Annotated in this window: 20 protein-coding genes; 8 read left to right on the top strand and 12 right to left on the bottom strand. The window is 65.3% G+C overall.

Going from position 1 to position 20,060, the window contains the following annotated elements:
• Positions 1-37: 37 nt before the first annotated feature.
• Positions 38-1,201: a serine hydrolase gene (locus AB7008_RS30205; RefSeq protein ID WP_441259987.1), complete on the bottom strand. Its 1,164-nt coding sequence runs from the start codon at positions 1,199-1,201 to the stop codon at positions 38-40.
• Positions 1,202-1,373: 172 nt separating this feature from the next.
• Here AB7008_RS30205 and AB7008_RS30200 point away from each other — a divergent pair, with 172 nt between their 5' ends.
• The 3 genes from AB7008_RS30200 (at position 1,374) to AB7008_RS30190 (ending at position 3,301) form a co-directional block, all read left to right on the top strand.
• Entirely contained in the window at positions 1,374-1,763 is a 390-nt protein-coding gene (locus AB7008_RS30200) for an ArsR/SmtB family transcription factor (RefSeq protein ID WP_041959428.1), read from the top strand.
• The gene (locus AB7008_RS30195; protein WP_441259986.1) at positions 1,763-2,254 is read left to right on the top strand and encodes an SRPBCC family protein; all 492 of its coding nucleotides are present in this window, start codon (positions 1,763-1,765) and stop codon (positions 2,252-2,254) included. Before AB7008_RS30200 ends, AB7008_RS30195 begins: the two co-directional genes overlap by 1 nt.
• A gap of 204 nt (positions 2,255-2,458) precedes the next feature.
• Complete coding sequence (locus AB7008_RS30190; protein WP_028154952.1) at positions 2,459-3,301, top strand: hypothetical protein; 843 nt, start codon at positions 2,459-2,461, stop codon at positions 3,299-3,301.
• 5 nt (positions 3,302-3,306) lie between these two features.
• Here AB7008_RS30190 and AB7008_RS30185 read toward each other — a convergent pair whose 3' ends face one another.
• From AB7008_RS30185 to AB7008_RS30170, 4 genes are all read right to left on the bottom strand, one after another.
• Positions 3,307-4,518 (bottom strand): ABC transporter substrate-binding protein, encoded by a 1,212-nt coding sequence (locus AB7008_RS30185; RefSeq protein ID WP_441259985.1) that lies wholly within the window; start codon positions 4,516-4,518, stop codon positions 3,307-3,309.
• 44 nt (positions 4,519-4,562) lie between these two features.
• Positions 4,563-5,414, bottom strand: coding sequence for a fumarylacetoacetate hydrolase family protein (locus AB7008_RS30180; RefSeq protein WP_441259984.1), 852 nt, complete (start codon positions 5,412-5,414; stop codon positions 4,563-4,565).
• A 22-nt stretch (positions 5,415-5,436) separates the two neighbouring features.
• A complete protein-coding gene (gene mhpA, locus AB7008_RS30175; RefSeq protein ID WP_441259983.1) occupies positions 5,437-6,945 on the bottom strand; it encodes a bifunctional 3-(3-hydroxy-phenyl)propionate/3-hydroxycinnamic acid hydroxylase MhpA in 1,509 nt (502 codons plus the stop codon).
• A 76-nt stretch (positions 6,946-7,021) separates the two neighbouring features.
• Complete coding sequence (locus AB7008_RS30170; RefSeq protein ID WP_038936241.1) at positions 7,022-7,813, bottom strand: DNA-binding transcriptional regulator; 792 nt, start codon at positions 7,811-7,813, stop codon at positions 7,022-7,024.
• 147 nt (positions 7,814-7,960) lie between these two features.
• Here AB7008_RS30170 and AB7008_RS30165 point away from each other — a divergent pair, with 147 nt between their 5' ends.
• Together AB7008_RS30165 and AB7008_RS30160 are read left to right on the top strand one after the other, a co-directional pair.
• Positions 7,961-8,944, top strand: a complete 984-nt coding sequence (locus AB7008_RS30165) for a VOC family protein (RefSeq protein ID WP_441259982.1) — start codon at positions 7,961-7,963, stop codon at positions 8,942-8,944.
• 44 nt (positions 8,945-8,988) lie between these two features.
• On the top strand, positions 8,989-9,951 hold the full coding sequence (locus AB7008_RS30160) for an MBL fold metallo-hydrolase (protein WP_441259981.1): 963 nt from the start codon (positions 8,989-8,991) through the stop codon (positions 9,949-9,951).
• A gap of 13 nt (positions 9,952-9,964) precedes the next feature.
• On the opposite strand, the gene AB7008_RS30155 is transcribed toward AB7008_RS30160, so the two are convergent.
• Together AB7008_RS30155 and AB7008_RS30150 are read right to left on the bottom strand one after the other, a co-directional pair.
• On the bottom strand, positions 9,965-10,612 hold the full coding sequence (locus tag AB7008_RS30155) for a response regulator (RefSeq protein ID WP_028154958.1): 648 nt from the start codon (positions 10,610-10,612) through the stop codon (positions 9,965-9,967).
• Positions 10,609-11,994: a HAMP domain-containing sensor histidine kinase gene (locus tag AB7008_RS30150; protein WP_441259980.1), complete on the bottom strand. Its 1,386-nt coding sequence runs from the start codon at positions 11,992-11,994 to the stop codon at positions 10,609-10,611. The genes AB7008_RS30155 and AB7008_RS30150 overlap by 4 nt, the downstream gene beginning before the upstream one ends.
• A gap of 182 nt (positions 11,995-12,176) precedes the next feature.
• Here AB7008_RS30150 and AB7008_RS30145 point away from each other — a divergent pair, with 182 nt between their 5' ends.
• Positions 12,177-13,043: a DUF2380 domain-containing protein gene (locus AB7008_RS30145; RefSeq protein ID WP_441259979.1), complete on the top strand. Its 867-nt coding sequence runs from the start codon at positions 12,177-12,179 to the stop codon at positions 13,041-13,043.
• 14 nt (positions 13,044-13,057) lie between these two features.
• Here AB7008_RS30145 and AB7008_RS30140 read toward each other — a convergent pair whose 3' ends face one another.
• The 3 genes from AB7008_RS30140 to AB7008_RS30130 are packed head-to-tail and all read right to left on the bottom strand — an operon-like array spanning position 13,058 to position 16,091.
• A complete protein-coding gene (locus AB7008_RS30140; RefSeq protein WP_441259978.1) occupies positions 13,058-14,089 on the bottom strand; it encodes an L-idonate 5-dehydrogenase in 1,032 nt (343 codons plus the stop codon).
• A 22-nt stretch (positions 14,090-14,111) separates the two neighbouring features.
• Positions 14,112-14,879, bottom strand: a complete 768-nt coding sequence (locus AB7008_RS30135) for an SDR family oxidoreductase (RefSeq protein WP_441259977.1) — start codon at positions 14,877-14,879, stop codon at positions 14,112-14,114.
• Between the two features lie 12 nt (positions 14,880-14,891).
• Entirely contained in the window at positions 14,892-16,091 is a 1,200-nt protein-coding gene (locus tag AB7008_RS30130; protein ID WP_248878390.1) for a mandelate racemase/muconate lactonizing enzyme family protein, read from the bottom strand.
• A gap of 174 nt (positions 16,092-16,265) precedes the next feature.
• Here AB7008_RS30130 and AB7008_RS30125 point away from each other — a divergent pair, with 174 nt between their 5' ends.
• Both AB7008_RS30125 and AB7008_RS30120 read left to right on the top strand, forming a co-directional pair.
• Positions 16,266-17,033 carry a GntR family transcriptional regulator gene (locus AB7008_RS30125; protein WP_028154964.1) on the top strand — a complete coding sequence of 256 codons (768 nt, stop codon included), beginning with the start codon at positions 16,266-16,268 and terminating at the stop codon, positions 17,031-17,033.
• A 25-nt stretch (positions 17,034-17,058) separates the two neighbouring features.
• Positions 17,059-18,423 (top strand): MFS transporter, encoded by a 1,365-nt coding sequence (locus tag AB7008_RS30120; RefSeq protein WP_028154965.1) that lies wholly within the window; start codon positions 17,059-17,061, stop codon positions 18,421-18,423.
• A gap of 46 nt (positions 18,424-18,469) precedes the next feature.
• On the opposite strand, the gene AB7008_RS30115 is transcribed toward AB7008_RS30120, so the two are convergent.
• A complete protein-coding gene (locus tag AB7008_RS30115; protein WP_028154966.1) occupies positions 18,470-18,697 on the bottom strand; it encodes a hypothetical protein in 228 nt (75 codons plus the stop codon).
• A gap of 93 nt (positions 18,698-18,790) precedes the next feature.
• Positions 18,791-20,041: an arsenic transporter gene (locus AB7008_RS30110; RefSeq protein WP_441259976.1), complete on the bottom strand. Its 1,251-nt coding sequence runs from the start codon at positions 20,039-20,041 to the stop codon at positions 18,791-18,793.
• Positions 20,042-20,060: the final 19 nt, after the last annotated feature.

Genomic DNA, 20,060 nt, shown 5'->3' with positions numbered 1-20,060 from the left:
CCCGGCCCTGCCGGGGCTTTCTGTTGCGAGGGACGGTTCAGTGCGAGGCGACGAGCTTCGCCAGCGCGGGCAGGATCTTGTAGCGAACGATCTCGTGCGGGTATTCGCCCCGATTGGCGAGCAGGACGAAGCCGATCTGCCTGATCGGGACGAGGCCGAGATAGCCGGAGGCATTGTTGAGACCGCCGGGCTTGTCGACGATAGTGGCGTCGGGGAGGTGGACCGTCTCCCAGGCCATGCCTTGTCCGAATTTGTCGTCGACGCGGAAGCTCTCGCTCTGCGTCATCTGCAGCGCCTCGCGCAAATGCGGATCGACCGAGCGGCCGTCGACGCAGGCCGCAACGAAGGTCGCGAGATCCCGCGCGGACGAAAACATCTGGCCGGCGCCGGGAAAGTCGAAATAGCTCTGCTGGTTGCCGGGTGGGCCGATCGCCATTCCCTGATCCGAATAGCCTTGCACGACGCGCTGCATCCACGCCGCGTCCATCACGGCGCGGTTGTCCTCGCCGCGCTCCGGCAGGGAGGTCGCATTCATGCCGATCGGTCCAAGGATGCGCTGTTCGAACAGGGTTGCGATCGGAGCGCCGTAGCAGCGCTCCAGCGCGAGCTGAAGCAGCACGTAACAGGCATGGCTGTAGACGCGCTGCTTGCCGGGCGCTTCGCCGGCCTGCGGCTCGAAGGCGTTGAACATGTCGATGAACTGCGCCTGCGAGAACGAGTCGTTCGGCCAGGGTGGATGGTCGGTCGACAGCAGCATGCCCGACGTGTGCGTGGCGAGCTGGCCGACGGTGACGCGGCGGACATAGTCTCCGGTGAGCTCGGGCAGATATTTCGGCAGCGGGTCGTCGAGCCGCAATTCACCCCGGAGCGAGCCCAGCGCCACCAGCGTCGCCTCGAACGGCTTGCGCAGCGAACCAAGGTTGAACAGCGTATCCGGCGTGACCGGTCGTCGCGTGGCGTCGTCGGCGAAGCCGTAGTTGAAGAACTCGACATGGCGGCCGGCATAGAGCGCGGCGGCGAGGCCGCCCGGCTGGTCCGGCGTCATGGTCGGCGCCAGCTCGTGAGCGACGATGTCGCGCATCTGCGCGATCATGTCGGAATCCGCGGATGCGCGGCGCGGCCAGGCCAGCGCGAAGGGAACGAGCGCAGCCCCGGTGAACGCCCGCCGGGTGAGGTGTGATGAGGTGACAACAGACGGCACGGCTCTGACGCATGATGCGATGCGCCCCCTCTCTCTTCTAACGGGGAGGGCCGGCTGCCCCAATTCACGATTGCGCGTTGTGGGTTCCGTCGGCGCGGGCTTGCGGAAAAATACTTAGCTTGTGGGCTAACAATTATTGACGGCGGACGGTGGCGAGTCTATAGTTAGCTTCATGGCTAACCAATTATCCCAGCTCGACCAGATCTTCGCAGCCCTCGCTGATCCCACAAGGCGCGCGATCGTGATGCGGCTCTGTGCCGGCGAGGCGTCGGTCGGCGAGCTCGCCGATCCGTTCGAGATGGCGCTGCCGAGCTTCATGAAACACATCCATGTGCTGGAGACGAGCGGGCTCGTTCAGTCGGAGAAATCCGGCCGCGTGCGCACCTGCCGTCTCAGCCCGGACGCGCTCGTCGGCGCGGAGGACTGGTTCCAGCGGCAGCGCGCGATCTGGGAGGCACGGCTCGACCGGTTCGAGGCTTACGTCTTGCAACTGAAGAAAGAGAAGGAGAGGGCGGCCGCCAAGCGGCCGTCCCGCACAACCAAACGGAAAGGTTCCGAGTGATGACGAATTCTGCCAATCCCGCTCTGTCGCAATGGTCGATGGACCGCGAGATCGTGATGTCGCGCGTGATCGACGCGCCGCGCGATCTGGTGTTCGAGGCGTGGTCCGATCCAAAACATCTCCCGCAATGGTTCGGGCCGAAGGGCTTCAAGCTCGAGACCTTCGAGATCGACGTGCGTGTCGGCGGCGTCTGGCGCTTCAACATGATCGGTCCCGACGGCACCGTCTATCCTAACCGCATGCGCTTCCGCCGCATCGAGCGGCCGTCGCTGATGGAGATGGATCACGGCGTCGACCGGGACGACGATCCCGGCATGTTCCGCTTCACCATCACCTTCGCCGAGCAGAGCAACGGCAAGACCGTGCTGATGATGCGGCAACTGGCCTCGAGCACCGAGCAGCGCGATGGCATGATCGGCTTCGGCGCCGTCGAATACGGCTACCAGACGCTGGACAAGCTCGCGGCGTATGTTGGTGGGATGAAAAAATAAAGTCCTCGCGCTAATCCGGGGGCCTCGAAGAGGCGCCCCGGAATAAGCTCGGAAATACGTGGGGAGAGCAGTCGTCTTCGCGAATATGACAGCGCGCAGGTCAATTATGACAGCGCCATAACGTAGATTTTTGTCGCGTCGTGCCGCCAATTTATGACAGAATTGCTACCGCTTGATGTCATATCGATTACGGCGGAGCGATTCATGTTGCAGTGGCAGGCGCGGTCAAATCCCCTCGCGTGGTGGTGGGGCTCCCTGACGCTTGTAAGCAGTGCCAACATCCTCGTCTGGTTCATGCTGTACCGCGAGTTCTATCCGACGGTTGCCGGCAGCGCCGGCGGCGGTTCGGATATCGGGCTGATGTTCCTGCTCTGCGCCGGCTATGTGTTCGGCTGCGCGTTCCGATCGTTCCTGCCGCGCGCCGACGTGCAGCGCATCTGCCTGTTCGACACCTGGCTCTCCAGTGTCTTCGTCGGCCGCACCGTCGCGACCGTGGCCGAGCTGTGCTTCGTCGCGCAATGGGCGATCATCCTGCATCAGCTGGGTCACATGACGGGGGCGGAGACCGCGGTGAACATCGCGCTGGTGATCGTGCCCATCATCATCATCGCGGAGTGCTTCTCCTGGTACGCGGTCGTCACCACGAATTTCCTCTACAACGCGATCGAGAATTCGCTGTGGGCGGTGACGTTTTTCCTCGCCGGCATCGCGCTGTGCCGCCTGATGCCGGAATTCCAGGGACCGGTGCGCTGGGCGCTGATGTCAGGCATCATCGGCATCGCCTGCTTCCTCGCCTTCCTCGTCACCGTCGACGTGCCGATGTATCTCAGCCGCTGGCGGGCGGGGCATGAAGAGGGCAACAAGCTCCTCGGCCTGCTCGAAGGCCTGCACGACGTCGCGACGCGCTGGGTGGTGACCCACGACATCGCGCACTGGAAGGGCGAGCTGACCTGGATGTTCCTGTATTTCACCGCCGCGGTGTGGTCGAGCCTCGCGCTCTGCGCGCTCTACGCCATGGAAGGCTATCTCACGCGTTATCTCGCCTGATTCGATTACCTGCCGACCAGGCTGCACTTGCTGCGGTCGAGCGGGCGGAAGGCTTGGTCGGGCGGGATGGTCGCGACCAGCTTGACGAAGTCCCACGGGCCCTTCGACTCCTCGGGCGTCTTGACCTGCACCAGATAGAGATCGTGCACCATGCGCTGGTCCTCGCGGATGCGACCGTTCGGCGTATACGCATCCGACACCGGCGTCGCCTTCATCTTGGCCATCACGGCCGCGCTGTCGTCCGTATCGCTGTCCTTGACGGCCTGCAGATAGTGACGCACGGCGGAATAGACGCCGGCCTGGATCTGTGACGGCATCGCCTTGCGGCGGGCATAGAACGCGTCCGAGAATTTCCGGGCGTCCGGCGAGACGTCCTCGAAGAACGAGGTGACGATGAGATCGCCGCGCGTCGCCTTCAGGCCGACCGCCTCGATGTCGACGTTCTGGAACGACATCGGCACGATCTTCATGCCCTGGTCTGCGAGCCCGAATTCCTCCGCCTGCTTGATCGCGGTGGCGTTGTCGCCGGCGACGTTGATCGCGAGGATTTTTGCGCCGGACGACTGGGCCTGAAGCAGGAACGACGAGTAGTCGGGCGTGCCGAGCTGGGCTTTCACGCTGCCGGCAACCTTGCCGCCGAGCGCGGCGATGCGGTCGCGCGCGGTCGCCTCGATCGAATGGCCGAAAGCATAGTCGCCGGTGATGAAGAACCACGGCTCCTTGCTGGTCTGCATGATGCCGGAGACCACGGCGGTCGCGGTGGAGTAGGCGTCCTGGGTCCATTGCACGCTGGTCGGTGCGCAGGCCTCGTCCGTGAGCTGGTTGGCGCCGGCGCCGGAGACCAGGAAGATCTTGCCGTTGCCGCGCACCAACTCCTGCACCGCGAGCGCCGCACCGGAACTGCCACCGTCTGCGATCGCCTGCACACCGTCGCTGAACCATTTGCGGGCGAGCGAGGCCGCAAGGTCCGGCTTGTTCTGGTGATCGGCCTGCAGGATCTCGATCGGCTTGCCGTTGATCTTGCCGCCGAACTCCTCCGCCGCCATCCGCGCCGCCTCGACCGAGCCCGGGCCCATGGCGGTCGTAAAAATGCCGTTCATGTCGGTGAGGACGCCGATGCGGATGGCGTCGCCCTTGATCTCGGCGCGCGCGGTGGGGCCTGCGAGCGCCAGCGCAATGAGCAGAGTGGCGGCGGATGTCGTGCGAAGGGGGACCATGGCGTTTCCTGATGTTGTTATGTTTGATTGATCGGCGTCGGCGGTCAGGCCGGTTCGGCGATGACCTCGTTGCGCAAGGTGCCGATGCCGGAGATCTCGACCTCGACGGTGTCGCCGGGGCGCATCCACAGCGGCGGCGTGCGCTTGGCGCCGACTCCGCCCGGCGTGCCCGTCACGATGACGTCGCCGGGGACGAGCGGACAGATCGTCGAGATGTAGGCGATCAGCTCGGGGATGCCTGTGATCAGGAGATCCGTGGTGGTGTCCTGCACCACAGTGCCGTTCAGCCGCGTCTGCAGGGTGAGCTTGGACGGATCGGGAATCTCGTCCGCGGTCACCAGCCACGGACCAAAGCTGCCGCTCTCGGCAAAGGACTTGCCGGAGAGGAACTGGCTGGTGTGGCGTTGCCAGTCGCGGATGCTGCCTTCGTTGTAGCAGGAATAGCCGGCGATATGGTCGAGCGCGCGGCCTGCGGGGATATGCCGGCCTGCCTTGCCGATGACGAGCGCGAGCTCGCCCTCATAGTCGAAATCGTCGCTCACTTTCGGCTTCACGATGGGCTGGAGATGGCCGACCTGGCTGCAGGGGAAGCGGACGAACAGCGCCGGCTTCTCGGTGACGGTGCGCCCCGTTTCGGCGACATGATCGCGATAATTGAGGCCGACGCAGATGATCTTGCCGGGATCGGGGATCACGGGAGCGAAGGCAATGCTGCCGAGCGGATGATCCGGCGCGGTGGATGCCACCAGCCTTGCCGCCTCGGCGACGCGGCCGGCTTCGAGCAACTGTCGCAGCGTGGTGCAGGGCGTCATGCGCGCGCCGAGATCGACGACGCCATTGTCCTTGACGGCCCCGAAGGAGGTGCGGCCATTGGCGACGAAAGAGAGCAGCTTCATAGGATGTCCTTGAGAGGTTCGGTCAGGCCGCGGACGGCACGTGGGTTGGAGGCGTGATGGCGGCGATGAGCCGGCCGAGTTCGATCTCGTTGCGGGCGGTACCGCGAATGTAGCGGTCGGGGCGAACGAGCGCGGCGATGACGCCGTGCTCGCGGAGCCAGGGGCCGATGCCGTCTGCATCATCGCTGGTCAGGATATCGAGCCCTGCCTGCGAATGAGCCAGATGCGACGGGAGCGTGGCGGCGCTTTCGACGAGCAACACATGCCTGTAGCCGATCTGATCGTCGGAGCGGGCGCCATCGCCGAGTATGAATTGCGGTGCGAGATGTCCGGCAACCGGCAGATCGCCGAGCGCGAGCCCCGGGCCGAGCAGGGGCTTTTTCACCTCGAGCCTGACCGGCGCATTCTCGCGCGCTTGCCCGGCGGCAAGGCCCGTTTCGATCGCCTTGGTGTTGATGACGCCGCCGAGGCGAATGGCAAGCTCGATGAACTCGCGCACATGCGGCTGGCGCTCGCTCTGATAGGTGTCGAGCAGATCGGGCGCGACGCCCTCGCGTATGACCGCAGCAAGCTTCCAGGCGAGGTTTGCGGCATCGCGGATGCCGGCGCACATGCCCTGGCCGAGGAAGGGTGGGGTCTGGTGCGCGGAGTCGCCCGCGAGCAGCAGCCGCTCGCTCCGCCATTGCTGCGCAATGACGGAATGAAAGGTGTAGACCGCGGCGCGCTCAAGCTCCGCATCGTCGGGGGTGACCCAGCGCGACAGCAACTCCCAGACCCTGGCCGGCTGCGCGACCTCCTGGGAGGTCTCGTCGGGAAGAACCGTGATCTCCCAGCGCCGCCGCGTGCCGGTGCCGCGCACATAGGTCGCAGGCCGCCGCGGATCGCAATGCTGGAGGCTGTAGTCGCCGAGATCGTCGCGCTCGCGCTTGAGCAGCACGTCGATGACGAGCCAGCGCTCGTGGAAGCCGAGATCCTCCATGCCGGAGCCGATGAAGCGTCGCACCAGCGAGCGGGCGCCGTCGCAGCCGATGACGTAGCCGGCACGAACCTCGCCGAGCTGTCCGTTGGAAAGGTCTTCGTAGCGGACGCGCGCGCCGGTCTCGTCCTGATCCAGCGCAAACACGTCGCAGCGGCTTCGCAAGGTAACATGCGGCCAGCGCGAGAGGCCACCGATCAGCACGTCCTCCAGATCAGGCTGGTGGAAGCGGTAACTGAGATTCCAGCCCATCGGCGTGAGCGTCTGCGGCCGTGACCAATCCAGCAGCATCCGGCCGTCGGCGTCGAGGAAGAGCATGCCGGGGCTGAGGATGGTTTGCGGCAGGATCGCGTCGGCGAGGCCAATGGTCTGAAACACGCGCATGCATTCGTCGTCGAAATGCACCGCGCGCGGCAAATGATAGGTTCGCGCCTCTCGATCCAGTATCAGCGTCCGCACACCGCAAAGGCCGAGCAGATTGGCGAGCGTGGCCCCGACCGGGCCACGGCCGACGATCACGACATCAAACTCTTCGGGGGCGGATTTATCTTGCATGGGGCTATCTCTTCCCCAAGCGATGCCACCCGTTCAACGTCGCCGCGCCAAGTGTCCGCCCAGCGGACGGGCCCGCCTACACCTCGACCGGAATGGCGGATGCCGTCTCCTGAAGTTGCGCTGCAAACTGCGCTATTGCTTCCTCGATCCCCAGAGCCGAGCGGATCCAGATGATGGAGATACACCCGAACACAACGCCGTTCCGCGTGATGGGGACGGCAATCGAGGCGGTCTTCGGATTGTATTCGCCCTGGCTGCGGATCGCGTAGCCGCGAGCGGCAGTCTCCGCGATCATCTGGTCGAGGCGGGCTTGGTCGAGGAAGGGGCGGTCGTCGGCCTCGTCGATACGGCGGAGATGATTGACGATCAGGTCGCGCTCGCGGGCCGGGCACGCGGCGAGATAGGCGCGGCCCGCAGATGTCCGCAACATCGGCAGGCGCTTGCCGATCATGCCGCGGTCGATCGAGAGAGGGCTGCGGGAATGGGTGGTCTCCTGCACCACCATCGCGGCGTTCTCGTAAGTGGAGAGATCGACCGGCCAGACCAGGGTCTTGCTCAGTTCCGCGAGAAAAGGTGCGGCGGCCTGGCAGATCACCACGCCGGGATCGTATCCGTCGCCGAGACTGAGCGCGCGCCGGGTCACGCGAAAGCGGTCGTCGCTGGCGCTGCGGGCAACATAGCCGAGCTCCTCCAGCGTTTCGAGCAGGCGATAGACCGTGGGACGGGGCAGGTCGAGCGCGCGCGCGACGTCGCCGGCACGGATGCCGCCGGAGCGGTTGACCTCCTGCAGTACGTCCAACCCGCGCTTGAAGGCGCGGACGCCCTCCGATTGCCGCGGTTGTCCGTTCCGCGTCCGCTCCTTGGACACTTCGTATTTCCTCCCTTGTGACCGATCGTGGCGCGACTATCGTCTTTGCGAACGCGCAGCGATTGCGGGAGGCCACCGTAGGATCGCGCGCGGCCGGTATCAAGTTCGCCGCAGTGCGGCGAATGCGATGCCCTCGGGAGGACGTCGATGGAAATCACCGCGCTCGGCTATGTCGGGATCAATTCATCCCAGCTCGATCAGTGGGGCCAGATGGCGACCGGGCTGCTCGGCATGCAGCAGGTCGATCGCGGCGGCAAGATGCGCGCCTTCCGCATGGATGATCGCAAGCAGCGCCTGATCGTCGATGGCAGCAGCGACGCCGGCCTTGCGGTGATGGGCTGGGAGGTTCCCTCGACCGCGGAGCTAGATCAGTTGGCTGGGCGGCTGGAAAACCACGGCGTGAAGGTGACGCGCGGATCGCGCGCGCTCGCCGACGAGCGTCACGTGGCTGAATTGATCGCGTTCGCCGACCCCGCAGGCAACCGGCTCGAAGCCTTCTGCAAGCCGGAGCTTGCGAGCGAACCCTTCAAGCCGGGCCGGCCGATCACGGGTTTCCGCACCGGGGCACTCGGCATGGGGCATGTTGTGCTCAATGTCGAGGACGTCGAACCGTTGGTGCCGTTCTATCGCGACGTGCTCGGCTTCCGCGTCTCCGATTTCGGGCTGAAGCCGTATGGGCTCTATTTCTTCCACGTCAACGGCCGCCACCACTCCTTTGCGATGGTCGGGTCGGGGCGGAAGGCCCTGCACCATTTCATGGTCGAGCTCGGCAGCCTCGACGATGTCGGGCAGGGCTACGACCTTGCGCAACTCGAAGATGGCCGCGTCGTCTATACGCTGGGTCGGCACACCAACGACCACATGACCTCGTTCTACGTGAATACGCCGTCCGGCTTCTTCATCGAATATGGCTGGGGCGGGCGCGTGATCGATCCCGAGACCTGGCAGCCGCACGAGACCTTTGACGGGCCCTCGCTGTGGGGCCACGAGCGCCTTTACATGCCGGAGGAGCCGCGCAAGCGCCTGCGCGACATGCGGTTGGATGCGGCGGCCCGCGGCGTCCGTGTCGCCGACCCGCGCGTTCCGCCGCTTAACTGCGCATGGCTGGACGCGGTGGTCGCGCGCGAATGATCCGCGGCGACGCGGCAACAATCTGACATCCAGGGAAGGACACTATGCTCAAGATCCTTTTGCGGGCAGGCTTTGTGCTGCTCGCGTTCACCACCGCTGTCTCGGCCGAACCGATCAAGGTGACGCTGCTTGGCACCGGCGTGCCGACGCCGCGGCCGACCAGTTTCAGCGCTTCGACGCTGGTGGAGGCGGGGAGCGAGAAGCTGCTGTTCGATCTCGGCCGCGGCTCGACCATGCAGCTCTACAAGCTGAAGATCCCGCTCGGCGCGATCACCGGGAATTTCGTCACCCATATGCATTCCGACCACCTCGTCGGCCTTCCCGACATGTGGCTGACCGGCTGGCTCGCCACGCCATGGGCCTCGCGCAAGGGACCTATGAAGCTCTATGGCCCCAAGGGCACCGTCGCCATGACGGAGAACCTGACCAAGGCGTTCGCCGACGACATCCGCATTCGCATCGACGACGAGCATCTCGATCCGAAGGCTGTGGAGTTCGCCGCGACGGATATCGAGGCCGGAACTATCTACGACAACAACGGCGTCAAGGTCACCGCGATCGAGGTCAACCATGGCGACAGGATCAAGCCGTCGTTCGGCTATGTCGTCGACTATGGCGGCCACAAGATCGTGCTGTCCGGCGACACCAAATACGATGAGCGCATCGCGAAGGCGGCTGAAGGCGCCGATCTGCTGATCCACGAGGTTGCGGTGATCGAGCCGGACCTGCTGGTCAGAAATCCGGTCTATAAGGACATCCAGGCGCACCACACGTCACCCGAGGAAGCCGGCCGGATCTTTGCGTCCGCCAAGCCAAAGCTCGCCGTCTATTCCCACATCGTGTTCGGCACGGTGAAACCGGGGCCCGACATTCCGGAGGAGCCGCTGATCCTGCGCACGCGGACCGCCTACAAGGGGCCGCTGCTGGTCGGCCGCGACATGATGTCGTTCAGGATCGGCGACACGGTCGAGGCATTTGCACCTGACGGAGCGAAGCTGGAGCCTTAAGCTTTCGTCGAGATCAGACCTCCGTCAATATCCCCTGCCGCAGCGCCAGCCGGACCAGCTCGATGTCGGAGCCGACGCCGAGCTTGTCCTTGATCAGCGAATGCAGGTTCGCCACCGTCTTCGGGCTGACATGGAGCGTCTCGGCGATCTCCTCCGTCGTGTTCTCGGCGAGCAGCAGCCGCAACACCTCGAACTCACGCGGCGTGAGCACGTCGGCGGCCGAGCTCTCGCCGCTGATGCGGCTGAGCGCGAGCTCGTGGTCGATGTCGGGGCTGATGGCGATCTTGCCGGCGAGCACGTCCATCACGGCGCGCACCAGCGTCTCGGGCGGGCTGGTCTTGGTGACATAGCCCCGCGCGCCGGCGCGGATCGCCTGCACGGCAAAGCCGGCATTCTCGTGCATGGTGAAGACGAGGATCCGTGCTGCCTTGTCCCATTGCCTGATGCGCCTGACGGCCTCGATGCCGCCGATGCCGGGCATGCTCAGATCCATGATGACGAGGTCGGGCGCCTCGGATTTGAACAGACGGTAGGCCTCGGCGCCGTCGGCGGCTTCGGCGACGACGCGAAGTCCCGGCTGCTTCTGGAGCACGGAGCGATAGCCCTCGCGAACGACGGAATGGTCGTCGACCAGCAGAATCGTCGCATCGGCCGCGCTCATGCCGCGCGCTCCAGTGGGTGCCGGTCGAGACCTGCAAGCGGAATGACCACGCGCAGCGCGGAGCCTCCGTTCGGCGCGGCCTCGAAGCTCAGCTGGCCGCGCAAGGCCGCGACGCGCTCGCGCATGCCGAGCAGGCCCATTCCGGACTTTGCGACGGGATCGTTCGACCGTCCGTCATCGTCGATCGCAAGTGCGATCTCGTCGGCACGCATCGCAAGCTCCAGGCTGACCCGCGTGGCGCCGGCATGCTTGGCGGCGTTGGTGAGTGCCTCCTGCACGATACGGTAGAGGCTCGCGCTGATCGTGGCGGGCAGGGTCGCGAACGCACCGTCGAACCGGATCGAAAAGCGCGTCTGGCCGCGGCTGCGACCGTTCCAGCCCGCAACCAGGCCTTCGAGGCTCGCCACAAGCCCGAGCTCCTCGACGTCAGGCGGGCGCAGCCGGAACAGCGCGCCGCGCAGCGTCTCCATCATGCCGGTTGCGGTCCGCGCGATGCCGTCGCACTCGCCAAGCAGGGAGGGGCAGTCCTGTACGGCGGTCTGGCGGGCAGAGGAGGCGAGCGCGCGGATGGCGGCCAGCGACTGGCCGAACTCGTCATGCAGCTCGCGCGCGAGATGGCGGCGCTCCTCGTCCTGGAGTGCGATCAGTTTCCGCGTCAGCTCGCTGCGCTCGGCCAGCGCGGTGTCGAGGCTTTCGGCGAGATGGTTGAAGACGTCGCGGATCGCCGAAAGCTCGGCGAGATCGAACGGCGGCAGCCGCGTCGACAGGTCATTGGCGGCGATCCGTTCGAGGCCGGAGCGGATCATGCGGGTGGGCCGCAGCGCACGCGCCAGTGCGGCGTAGACCAGGACGCACAACAGCGGCAGTGCGATCGCAAGTGCGAGCATCAGGCGGCCGGCCTCGTGCCAGGCGTCGGCCGTCTGCACGGCCGGATCGAGCGAGACCACGGTCTCGCCGAGCTTCGTTCCGCGCACGATCACGGGCCGCGCCGCCTCGCGGCCGGGGTCGAACAGGCTGCGATAGAAGGCCGCGAAGACTTGCGGCGGCGGGTTCGCCGGAATCGGCGCGCCGCTGCAGAATCGCTGGAGGATGTCGCCGCTCACGCCGCGGAACGCCAGGCACAGGCCGGGCGTCATCACATAGGCCGAAACGGGATCGAGGTTGGGAAAGTCCGAGCGCGGGCTCGCCACCCACTGGATCTTGCCCTGTTGCAGCTCCAGCGTCTTGGCCACGATGGCCGCAATGTCGTCGAGGCGCGCATGGGCCGCGCGGTCGGCGGTGATGAGGAAATAGGCGGAGATCGCGGCGAAGCACGCGGCCGAAATGGCGGCCACGCGCAACGTCAGACGGACCTTGAGATCGAACCTCGGGCGGTTCCACATCGGCGGCGCGCGAACGGAATTGTCGCCCCGGCATTAAACGGCAGAACGCAAGCGGGGCAAAGCGCTGCGCATACCGCGGTGCAACGTCGTGAAATTTTCCCGGCACGCGCCGGGACGGGGACGGCTGCATGACCCGAGGCTGCCGTCCAGATTGCGCCGCCGCTCCATCACACGAGGCCCGCATGCGCCGTATCAGCTTGATCCTCTCTGCTTTCCTCCTCTTCGTCCTCCCGGCGGCCTCTTCGCCTGCCGGTGCCGAGGATGCCATCGGCGTTGCCATGGACGATTTCAGCTACACCGATACGTCGGCCGAGCCGGCCAACCAGACCGCCGCCCACGAGCGGCGGCTGTCGGCGTTCATGGCCGCGCTCCGGCGGGATATCAGTGTCGGCGGCCGCTACCGGCCAGTGCCGTCTGCCCAGGACGGCGCGGCCTTCAAGGTCATCGGCGGCATCCAGAAGACCAGCACGCTGGTGCAATGGGCCAAGGTTGCCGTCATCGACGTCGGCGCCAAGAAGCTCGTAATGGACAAGCTCTACACCTTCCGCGGCGACAATGATGAATCATGGGAGCGTGCCGAGATCTTTGTGTCTCGCGAGGTCATGGCCGCGCTCGCCACGCCCGCGCCGGTCGCGCTGGCGGTGTTCGATTTCGAGCTCGAGGACACGACCGCCGCCGCGGCGGGCACTTCGGCCGCGTCGGATGCGTCATATCTGGCCGAGGTCACCGGCAGCGTGCGCGAGGCGCTGGGTCAATCCGGCCGCTACCGCATCGTTGATGCCGGCGGCGAGGTGGTCAAGGCGCGCGCCTTGCGGGATTGTGATGGCTGCGAGGCGGCGATCGCGCAAAAGCTCGGTGCGGACCAGTCGCTGATCGGCGTGGTGCGGCGGGTCAGCCGCACCGAATACACGCTCGGCTTCCAGGTCCGCGATGCCAGGACCGGTGCGGTGCTGTCCCGTGGCGACAGCGGCCTGCGCATGGGCGCCGACTATTCGTGGAAACGAGGCGCGGTCCGGCTGGTCAGCGATAAGCTGATCGGGAGCCAGTAACCGCGATACCAGCCCTAGAACGTCAGTTGCACCTTCATCGACTGCGAGCGGTCGCTGGCGAGTTCAAACGCGGCGACCGCGTTCTCGAACGGCATGGTGGCCGTGATCAGCGGTTTCACGTCGATCAGCCCTTCGCCCATCAGCCGTACCGCGAGCTCGAATTCGGGGTCGAAGCGGAAGGTGCCGCGGAGCTGCAATTCCTTGGCGACGATAGAGTTGATCGGCAGCGTCATCTCGCCGCCGAGACCGAGCTGCACCAGCGTCGCGCCGGGCCGGAGCACGTCGAGCGCGGTGCGAAGTGCGGCCTGGTTGCCGGAGGCCTCGAACAGGGTGTCGAACACGCCCTTGCCGGTGCGCCAGGGATCGAGCGCTGTGGCATCGGTCGCGACATTGATGGCGTGGGTGGCGCCGAGCTTGTTTGCGACCGCGAGCGGCGCGTCGGCGACATCGGTCACCACGATCTCGGACGCGCCGCCGAAGCGCGAGACCAGGATCATCAGCGCTCCAATCGGCCCGCAACCCGTAATCAGCACGCGCTTGCCGAGGAGGGGGCCGGCCTGCTTGCCGGCATGCAGGCACACTGCGAGCGGCTCGGCCACCGCGGCTTCCGCCAGCGACAGCTTGTCCGCGATCGGCACGGCTTGCGTGGCATCGACCGTGATGAACTCGCGAAAGCCGCCCTGGACATGGGGGAAGCGCATCGCGCTGCCGAGGAAGCGCATGTCGAGGCACTGGTTGCGCATGCCTTCCTGGCAATGAAGGCACTGGCCGCACGGTCTGCTCGGATTGACGGCGACACGCACGCCCGGCTTCACATTGGTGACGCCGTCACCGACGGCCGCGACCACGCCCGCGATCTCATGGCCCAGCGCCATCGGCTGCTGGATGCGCACGACGCCGAAACCGCCGTGATGATAGTAGTGCAGGTCGGAGCCGCAGATGCCGCCGTTCGCAATCTTGACGCGGACTTCGCCCGGGGCGGGGGCTGGATCGGGATAGCTGTCGATCCGCAGGTCTTTCGGGGCGTGGATGACGACGGCGCGCATGGTCTCGTTCCCTGTTTCGCGATTACATCGCGGCGATCATGCCGCCATCGACATAGATGATCTGTCCGTTGACGTAAGTCGAAGCGACCGATGCCAGGAAGATCGCCGCGCCCACCAACTCGTCCGGCTTGCCCCAGCGCTTGGAGGGGATGCGACCCATCAGCCAGTTGTTGAAGTCGGTGTTGTTGACCAGCGCCTCGTTCATGTCGGTCAGCATGTAGCCAGGGCCGATCGCGTTGGCCTGGATGCCGTGCTGGGCCCATTCCACCGCCATTGAGCGGGTGAGATTCTTGATGCCGCCCTTGGCCGCGGTGTAGGGCGCGATGGTGGGACGTGCGAGCTCACTGCCGAGCGAGCCGATATTGATGATCTTGCCACGCTTGCGCGGGATCATGCGCTTGCCGGCCTCGCGGCCGATCACGAAGGCGCTGGTGAGGTCAGTCTCGATTACCTTGCGCCATTCGTCGGTGGTGAACTCGACCAGCGGCTTGCGGTGCTGGATGCCGGCATTGTTGACGAGAATGTCGACCGCAATACCCTTCTTGTCGAAGTCGTTGAAGGCGGCGGCGATCGCCGGCTCGTCGGTGACGTTGAACGCGGCGCCCTCGGCCTGATGTCCGGCGGCGCGAAATTCGGCCACGGCCTGCTCGACCCGCTTGGGATCGACGCCGTTGATGATGATCCTGGCGCCGGCTTTCGCCATGCCCTCGGCAATGGCGCGGCCGAGCCCGCGGGAGGAGCCGGTCACGAGCGCGGTGCGGCCGGAAAGGTCGAAGAGGGCGGTGCTCATCTCAAGAAATCCTCAGACGTTGGAGCGGCGCACGGTGAGATCGGAGCGGTTGAATACGGCGGGCAGAAGGTCGACGCCGAGGCCGGGTCCTTCCATCGGATAGACAAAGCCGTCCTTGATCGTCGGCATCGTGGTGACGAGCTCATTGTACCAGCCCTTGTAGAAGGCGCGTACCGATTCCTGGATCAGCGTGTTGGGCTGGCTGAACGACATGTGGATGGCGGCGATGAAGCCGATCGGGCCGATGCAGTCATGCGGCGCAAACGGGCGGTGATAGGTCTCGGCCATCGCCGCGATCTTGCGGCCTTCGGTCAAGCCACCGGTCCAGCACAGATCCGCCATCACCACATGCATGGCGTCGCGGTCGAGCATGTCCTTGTAGGGGAAGCGCGAGCCCAGCGTCTCGCTGGCGCAGACCCAGACGTCGGTCGAGCGGGCATATTCGGCCAGCGCCTGCGGCGAGTTCATCCGGATCGGGTCTTCGTACCAGGTCGGCTTGTAGGGCTCGAGCGCGCGCGCGATCTGCTTGGCGGTCGGCAGGTTCCAGAGCGAGTGGAGCTCGACCATGATCTCCATCTTGTCGCCGACGGCCTTGCGGATCTTCTCGAACGGTTCGATCGCCCGCTTCATCTGGGCTGCGGTGATGTAGAGGCCCTTGTTCTCCTGGGCCGCCGGATCGAACGGCCAGATCTTCATCGCGGAGATGCCGCTCTCCAGCAGGCTTTCGGCCAGCGCGTCGGCGTGGTGCATGAAGCCGTCGAGGTCTTCGTAGGGGCCTTTGGAGGCGCCGAGATTCCAGTTGGCGACGGGGCTGATATTGGTCGAGCGGACATATTGGGTGCCGGCGCAGGTGTTGTAGATGCGCTGCTTGTCGCGGCAGAGGCCGCCGAGCATCTGGTGCACAGGCTGATTGCAGACCTTGCCGAACAGATCCCATAGCGCGATGTCGATTGCGGAAGCCGCGCGGTATTCGACGCCGGTCGAGGATTGCGCCATCGGCAGGTTGAGCATGTCGCGATGGATCGCCTCGATGTGCAGCGGATTGCGGCCGAGCAGGCGGCCGGCAAAGGTGTCGTGGATCTGCGCTTCGACCGCGCCCGCGCCATAGAAGGTTTCGCCGAGACCGATCATGCCCGTGTCGGTGTGAACGCGCACCCAGATGACGTTGGAAAATTCCTCGGTGCGCAGCGTCTCGATCGACGTGATCTTCACGGCAACAATCCTCCCATTACAGGCGCCTCGCGCCTGACGTCTCATTTCGCACTGCAACATGTTGCAGGTCGCGCGAACGTCTTACGCCTGCTTGTAATATATCACAACATGTTTTAAGGGTCCCACAAATATCGCGCCACCGAGCAATGAGAGCGCGGCTGACAGGAGGACGACATGGCACGACGCAAGCGCGCGCTCGAGGTGGTGAGAAACGAGGACGACGGCGAGGGCAAGCCCTCCCGGCACAACCGGCTCAACTTCTTCGAGCTGGCTTACCAGAAGATCGAAGAGCTGCTCGTCCACTGCGAGCTCAAGCCCGGACAATTCATGACGATGCTGGAATTGCAGCACATCACCGGTTTCGGGCGCACACCGGTGCATCACGCCATCAATCGTCTCTCCGCCGACACGCTCATCATCATCCGTCCGCGCCACGGCCTGCACATCGCGCCGATCGATCTTGCGCGCGAGCGGATGCTGCTGGCCTTGCGCCGCGACATGGAGCGCTTTGTCGTGCGGCTCGCGGCCGATCGCGCCAGCCTGTCGCATCGCAATCAGGCGCTGCACATCGAGCGTCTGCTGCGCGAACGCCGTGCCACCCTGACCCTCGACGAATTCAACAGCATCGATCGCCGCATCGACGCGCTGGTGCTGGAAGCCGCCGGCGAGCCCTTCCTGGTGCACACGCTGCGGCCCTTGCACACGCTGTACCGCCGCATCGGCTACATCCACCATCGCTTCATGCCGGGACAGGCCGACCTGTCGGGCACGATCGATCACCACCTCGCCATTCTCAGTGCGGTCGCCGGCCGCCACGTCGAGGACGCCGTGAAGGCGAGCGATGCGTTGATCGACTACATGGACCAGATGTTCACGGGCATGGAGGCGGGGATCGATCCGCGCCTGCTCGATTGCAGCATCGAGCCGCTGCTCGGCACGTAAGAGAGTTTTGAAGAGAGGACCAAAGATGTCAACGATGGCGATGCCACAACCGACCGCGAGCGAAGCCGCGGTCCGCTACCTCATTACGAACTACAGTCCCAAGGGCAACAAGGTCGGCTGGCTGATGATGGCCTCGATCCTGGTCGAAGCCTGGGATCTCTATTCGATCGCCTTCGTGCTGATCTTCATCAAGGAGCAGTACAATCCCGATCCGTTGATGCTGGGTCTTGCCGCCGCCGGCACGCAGGGCGGCGCCTTGATCGGCGCGCTGCTCGGCGGCTGGCTCTCCGACAAGATCGGCCGCCGCGTCATGTTCCTGGTGACGATGGTGCTGTTCATCGTGCTGGCGCTGGCGCAGGCTTTCGTACCCAATGTCACCTGGCTCATCGTGATCCGCTTCCTGCTCGGCATTCCGCTCGGTTCGGATATCTCGACCGGCTACACCTACATCATGGAATCCATGGCCAAGGGTGAGCGCGAGGTCATGGGCAATCGCTGGCAATTCATGTTCGCCGTCGGTGAAGTTCTCACTATCGGCGTCATCGTGATCTTCCTGCTGACCGACATGCAGCACGAGATGCTGTGGCGCGTGACGCTCGGCCTCGGCGCTTTGCCGGCGCTGATCATCCTGGTCATGCGCCACGACGTGCCGGAGACGGCGGTGTGGCTCGTGCAGAAGGGACGCTACCGCGAGGCCAAGCAGGTCGCGCGCGAGATGTTCAACGACAATCTCGACATGCTGCCGAACCATGACGTGGAGGTGCCGAAGGTCTCGACCCGCGCGTTCCTCGCCGATCTCAAGAAGGATCCGATCCGCTGGCGCGCCACGATCTACGGCTGGATCGCCTGCTTCGCCCAGGGCAGCGAGTTCTCGACCTTCGCGTTCTACCTGCCGGTCCTCTTTGTCATGGTCGGGGTGTCGAGCGTGCTCGGCATCAATCTGGTGACGATGGCGCTGTTCTGCTTCGCCGCTCTGTCCGGCTGGGTCGGCCCGCTGCTGACGCCGAAGATCGGCCACCGCGGCATCGCGATCGCCGGTTTCGGCATCGTGCTGGCCTCGCTGCTGGTCGCGGCCTTCGCGCTCTACACCGACAACAAGATCCTGCTGCCGTTCGCAGCGGCCGCCATGTTGTGGGGCCATTATTGGGACGCGTCGAACTGCATGACGATCCCGACCATGGTTGCGAAGCCCAAGTATCGCGGCACGGCCAGCGGCTTCGCCTACATGTTCGTGAAGCTGCCGTCGTTCCTGGCGATCTTCCTGTTCCCGACGGTGTTCGCGGCGATCGGACAGGCGAATGCCACGCTGATGGTCGCGATCTTCCCGTTGATCGGATTGCTCGCCGCAATCTTCATCCTGCCGGAAGTCTACGGCTACGAGAACGACTAACGCGTTGCCCGGTCGCGGCCTTGTGGCCGCGATCGGGCTTTTCCCGCTACGGGCTCAGGAAGACGGGATTGATCCCGGACCCGAGCAGACCGATCGCCTGAAGCTGGGCGCTGTGGAGATCGATCTCCACGATCGCGAACAGGGTCAGCAGCACCACGACCGAGACGACGAGCAGGGGGTGGAATGTCCCGCCTCCTTGTTCCGGCGCGGTGAAGCTCCGAAACGAGCGACGCGGCGAAGGACTCTGCGGCAATGCCTTTGACTGAATCTGCATGATGGACCTCCGTGCCGCGCCGTAGCTGCGCGACGAGGTCAAGCATAGGTCCGGCTTTGCCGGCGACATTGATGCGCCGCAAATTGCGCGCGATTACCGGATTGCAGCCGCAAGCGCTGCGATCAAGGCGGGGGGCGTCACCAGCAGGCCCAGCTTGAGGAACGGCCAGGCGCCGACCTCGATTTTTTCGCGGCGGAGTGCGACCAGCCAGAGGATCGTGGCGAGCGAGCCGGTGATCGAGCAATTCGGTCCCAGGTCGACGCCGATCAGGATGGCGCTGACGACCGAGGTGGGCAGGTGATCGGCGGCCACGATCGACCCGGCGACGAGGCCGACCGGCAGGTTGTTGGCAATATTGGTGGCGATGGCGGTGGCGATCCCAACGCTCCAGCCGGCCCCGGGTACGGACTGCGCGACGGCCTCGTGCAGAAGTGCGCTGAGATGGCCGATCACGCCGGTCTTCACCAGTGCTTCCACCATCACGAAAAGCCCGCCGACCAGCGGCAGCACGCTCCAGGACACGTGTTTCAGTACCGGCATGGGCGACTGACGGCTGAGCAGCAGGACGAGGCCGGTCGTCACGGCGCCGCAGATGAAGGTCGGCAGGCCAAGCTGCTTGTCGAGCGCGGAGGCCGTGATCAGCACGACGCCGATCGCGGCAATGCCGATCGCGGTCAGCTTGCCGCCGCGGCTGAGCACCTTGTGCGGCACGCGGCGCTCGATGGTCTCCTCCTTCAGCGCGCGATGCTGGGTGAGACGCAACACGACATAGGTCAGCACGATCGAGGCGAGCGAGGGCAGGGCGAACTGACGCAGCCATTCGGTCAGATGCGGCATGCGCGAGCCGAACACCACGAGATTGGCGGGGTTCGAGATCGGCAGCACGAAGCTCGCAGCGTTCGCGATGAAGGCGCAGACGAAGAGATAGGGCAGCGGCTTGGCGCCAGCCGCGCGCGTCGCGGCGTAGACGGCGGGTGTCAGCACGATCGCGGTGGCGTCGTTGGACAGCAGCACGGTGACGAGCGTGCCGACCAGATAGATCAGCAGGAACAGGCGCTGCGGCGAGCCGGCTGCATATTCGACGGCGAGGGCGGCGAGATAGTCGAACAGGCCTTCGAGCCGGGCGAGCTCGGCAATCAGCATCATGCCGATCAGGAAGAGATAGACGTCGACGCCTTTCTCGATGCCTGTGAGCGCGTCCTGCCACGGCAGGAGGCCGAACAGCACCAGAGCGCCGGCGCCGATCACGGCCCAGATCGCCTCGGGCAGGCGAAAGGGCCGGATGATGACGCCTGCGGTCGCGGCGACGATGATGCTCCAGGCCCAGATGGCGTCAGACGGCACGTTCAGTCCTTGAGGTTGG

The sequence above is a fragment of the Bradyrhizobium sp. 521_C7_N1_3 genome, from assembly GCF_052075975.1.
GTDB lineage: Bacteria > Pseudomonadota > Alphaproteobacteria > Rhizobiales > Xanthobacteraceae > Bradyrhizobium > Bradyrhizobium japonicum.
Note: the sequence above shows the minus strand (reverse complement) of the source record. Positions and strands in the feature narration are given on the sequence as shown.

What these genes read in the sequence shown, in the direction of transcription:
- AB7008_RS30190 (WP_028154952.1), top strand. Translation starts at nt 2,459, where the DNA reads ATGTTGCAGTGGCAGGCGCGGTCAAATCCCCTCGCGTGGTGGTGGGGC.
- AB7008_RS30180 (WP_441259984.1), bottom strand. Translation starts at nt 5,414, where the DNA reads ATGAAGCTGCTCTCTTTCGTCGCCAATGGCCGCACCTCCTTCGGGGCC.
- AB7008_RS30150 (WP_441259980.1), bottom strand. Translation starts at nt 11,994, where the DNA reads ATGTGGAACCGCCCGAGGTTCGATCTCAAGGTCCGTCTGACGTTGCGC.
- AB7008_RS30145 (WP_441259979.1), top strand. Translation starts at nt 12,177, where the DNA reads ATGCGCCGTATCAGCTTGATCCTCTCTGCTTTCCTCCTCTTCGTCCTC.
- AB7008_RS30160 (WP_441259981.1), top strand. Translation starts at nt 8,989, where the DNA reads ATGCTCAAGATCCTTTTGCGGGCAGGCTTTGTGCTGCTCGCGTTCACC.
- AB7008_RS30155 (WP_028154958.1), bottom strand. Translation starts at nt 10,612, where the DNA reads ATGAGCGCGGCCGATGCGACGATTCTGCTGGTCGACGACCATTCCGTC.
- AB7008_RS30135 (WP_441259977.1), bottom strand. Translation starts at nt 14,879, where the DNA reads ATGAGCACCGCCCTCTTCGACCTTTCCGGCCGCACCGCGCTCGTGACC.
- mhpA (WP_441259983.1), bottom strand. Translation starts at nt 6,945, where the DNA reads ATGCAAGATAAATCCGCCCCCGAAGAGTTTGATGTCGTGATCGTCGGC.
- AB7008_RS30195 (WP_441259986.1), top strand. Translation starts at nt 1,763, where the DNA reads ATGACGAATTCTGCCAATCCCGCTCTGTCGCAATGGTCGATGGACCGC.
- AB7008_RS30140 (WP_441259978.1), bottom strand. Translation starts at nt 14,089, where the DNA reads ATGCGCGCCGTCGTCATCCACGCCCCGAAAGACCTGCGGATCGACAGC.
- AB7008_RS30120 (WP_028154965.1), top strand. Translation starts at nt 17,059, where the DNA reads ATGTCAACGATGGCGATGCCACAACCGACCGCGAGCGAAGCCGCGGTC.
- AB7008_RS30200 (WP_041959428.1), top strand. Translation starts at nt 1,374, where the DNA reads ATGGCTAACCAATTATCCCAGCTCGACCAGATCTTCGCAGCCCTCGCT.
- AB7008_RS30115 (WP_028154966.1), bottom strand. Translation starts at nt 18,697, where the DNA reads ATGCAGATTCAGTCAAAGGCATTGCCGCAGAGTCCTTCGCCGCGTCGC.
- AB7008_RS30125 (WP_028154964.1), top strand. Translation starts at nt 16,266, where the DNA reads ATGGCACGACGCAAGCGCGCGCTCGAGGTGGTGAGAAACGAGGACGAC.
- AB7008_RS30165 (WP_441259982.1), top strand. Translation starts at nt 7,961, where the DNA reads ATGGAAATCACCGCGCTCGGCTATGTCGGGATCAATTCATCCCAGCTC.
- AB7008_RS30185 (WP_441259985.1), bottom strand. Translation starts at nt 4,518, where the DNA reads ATGGTCCCCCTTCGCACGACATCCGCCGCCACTCTGCTCATTGCGCTG.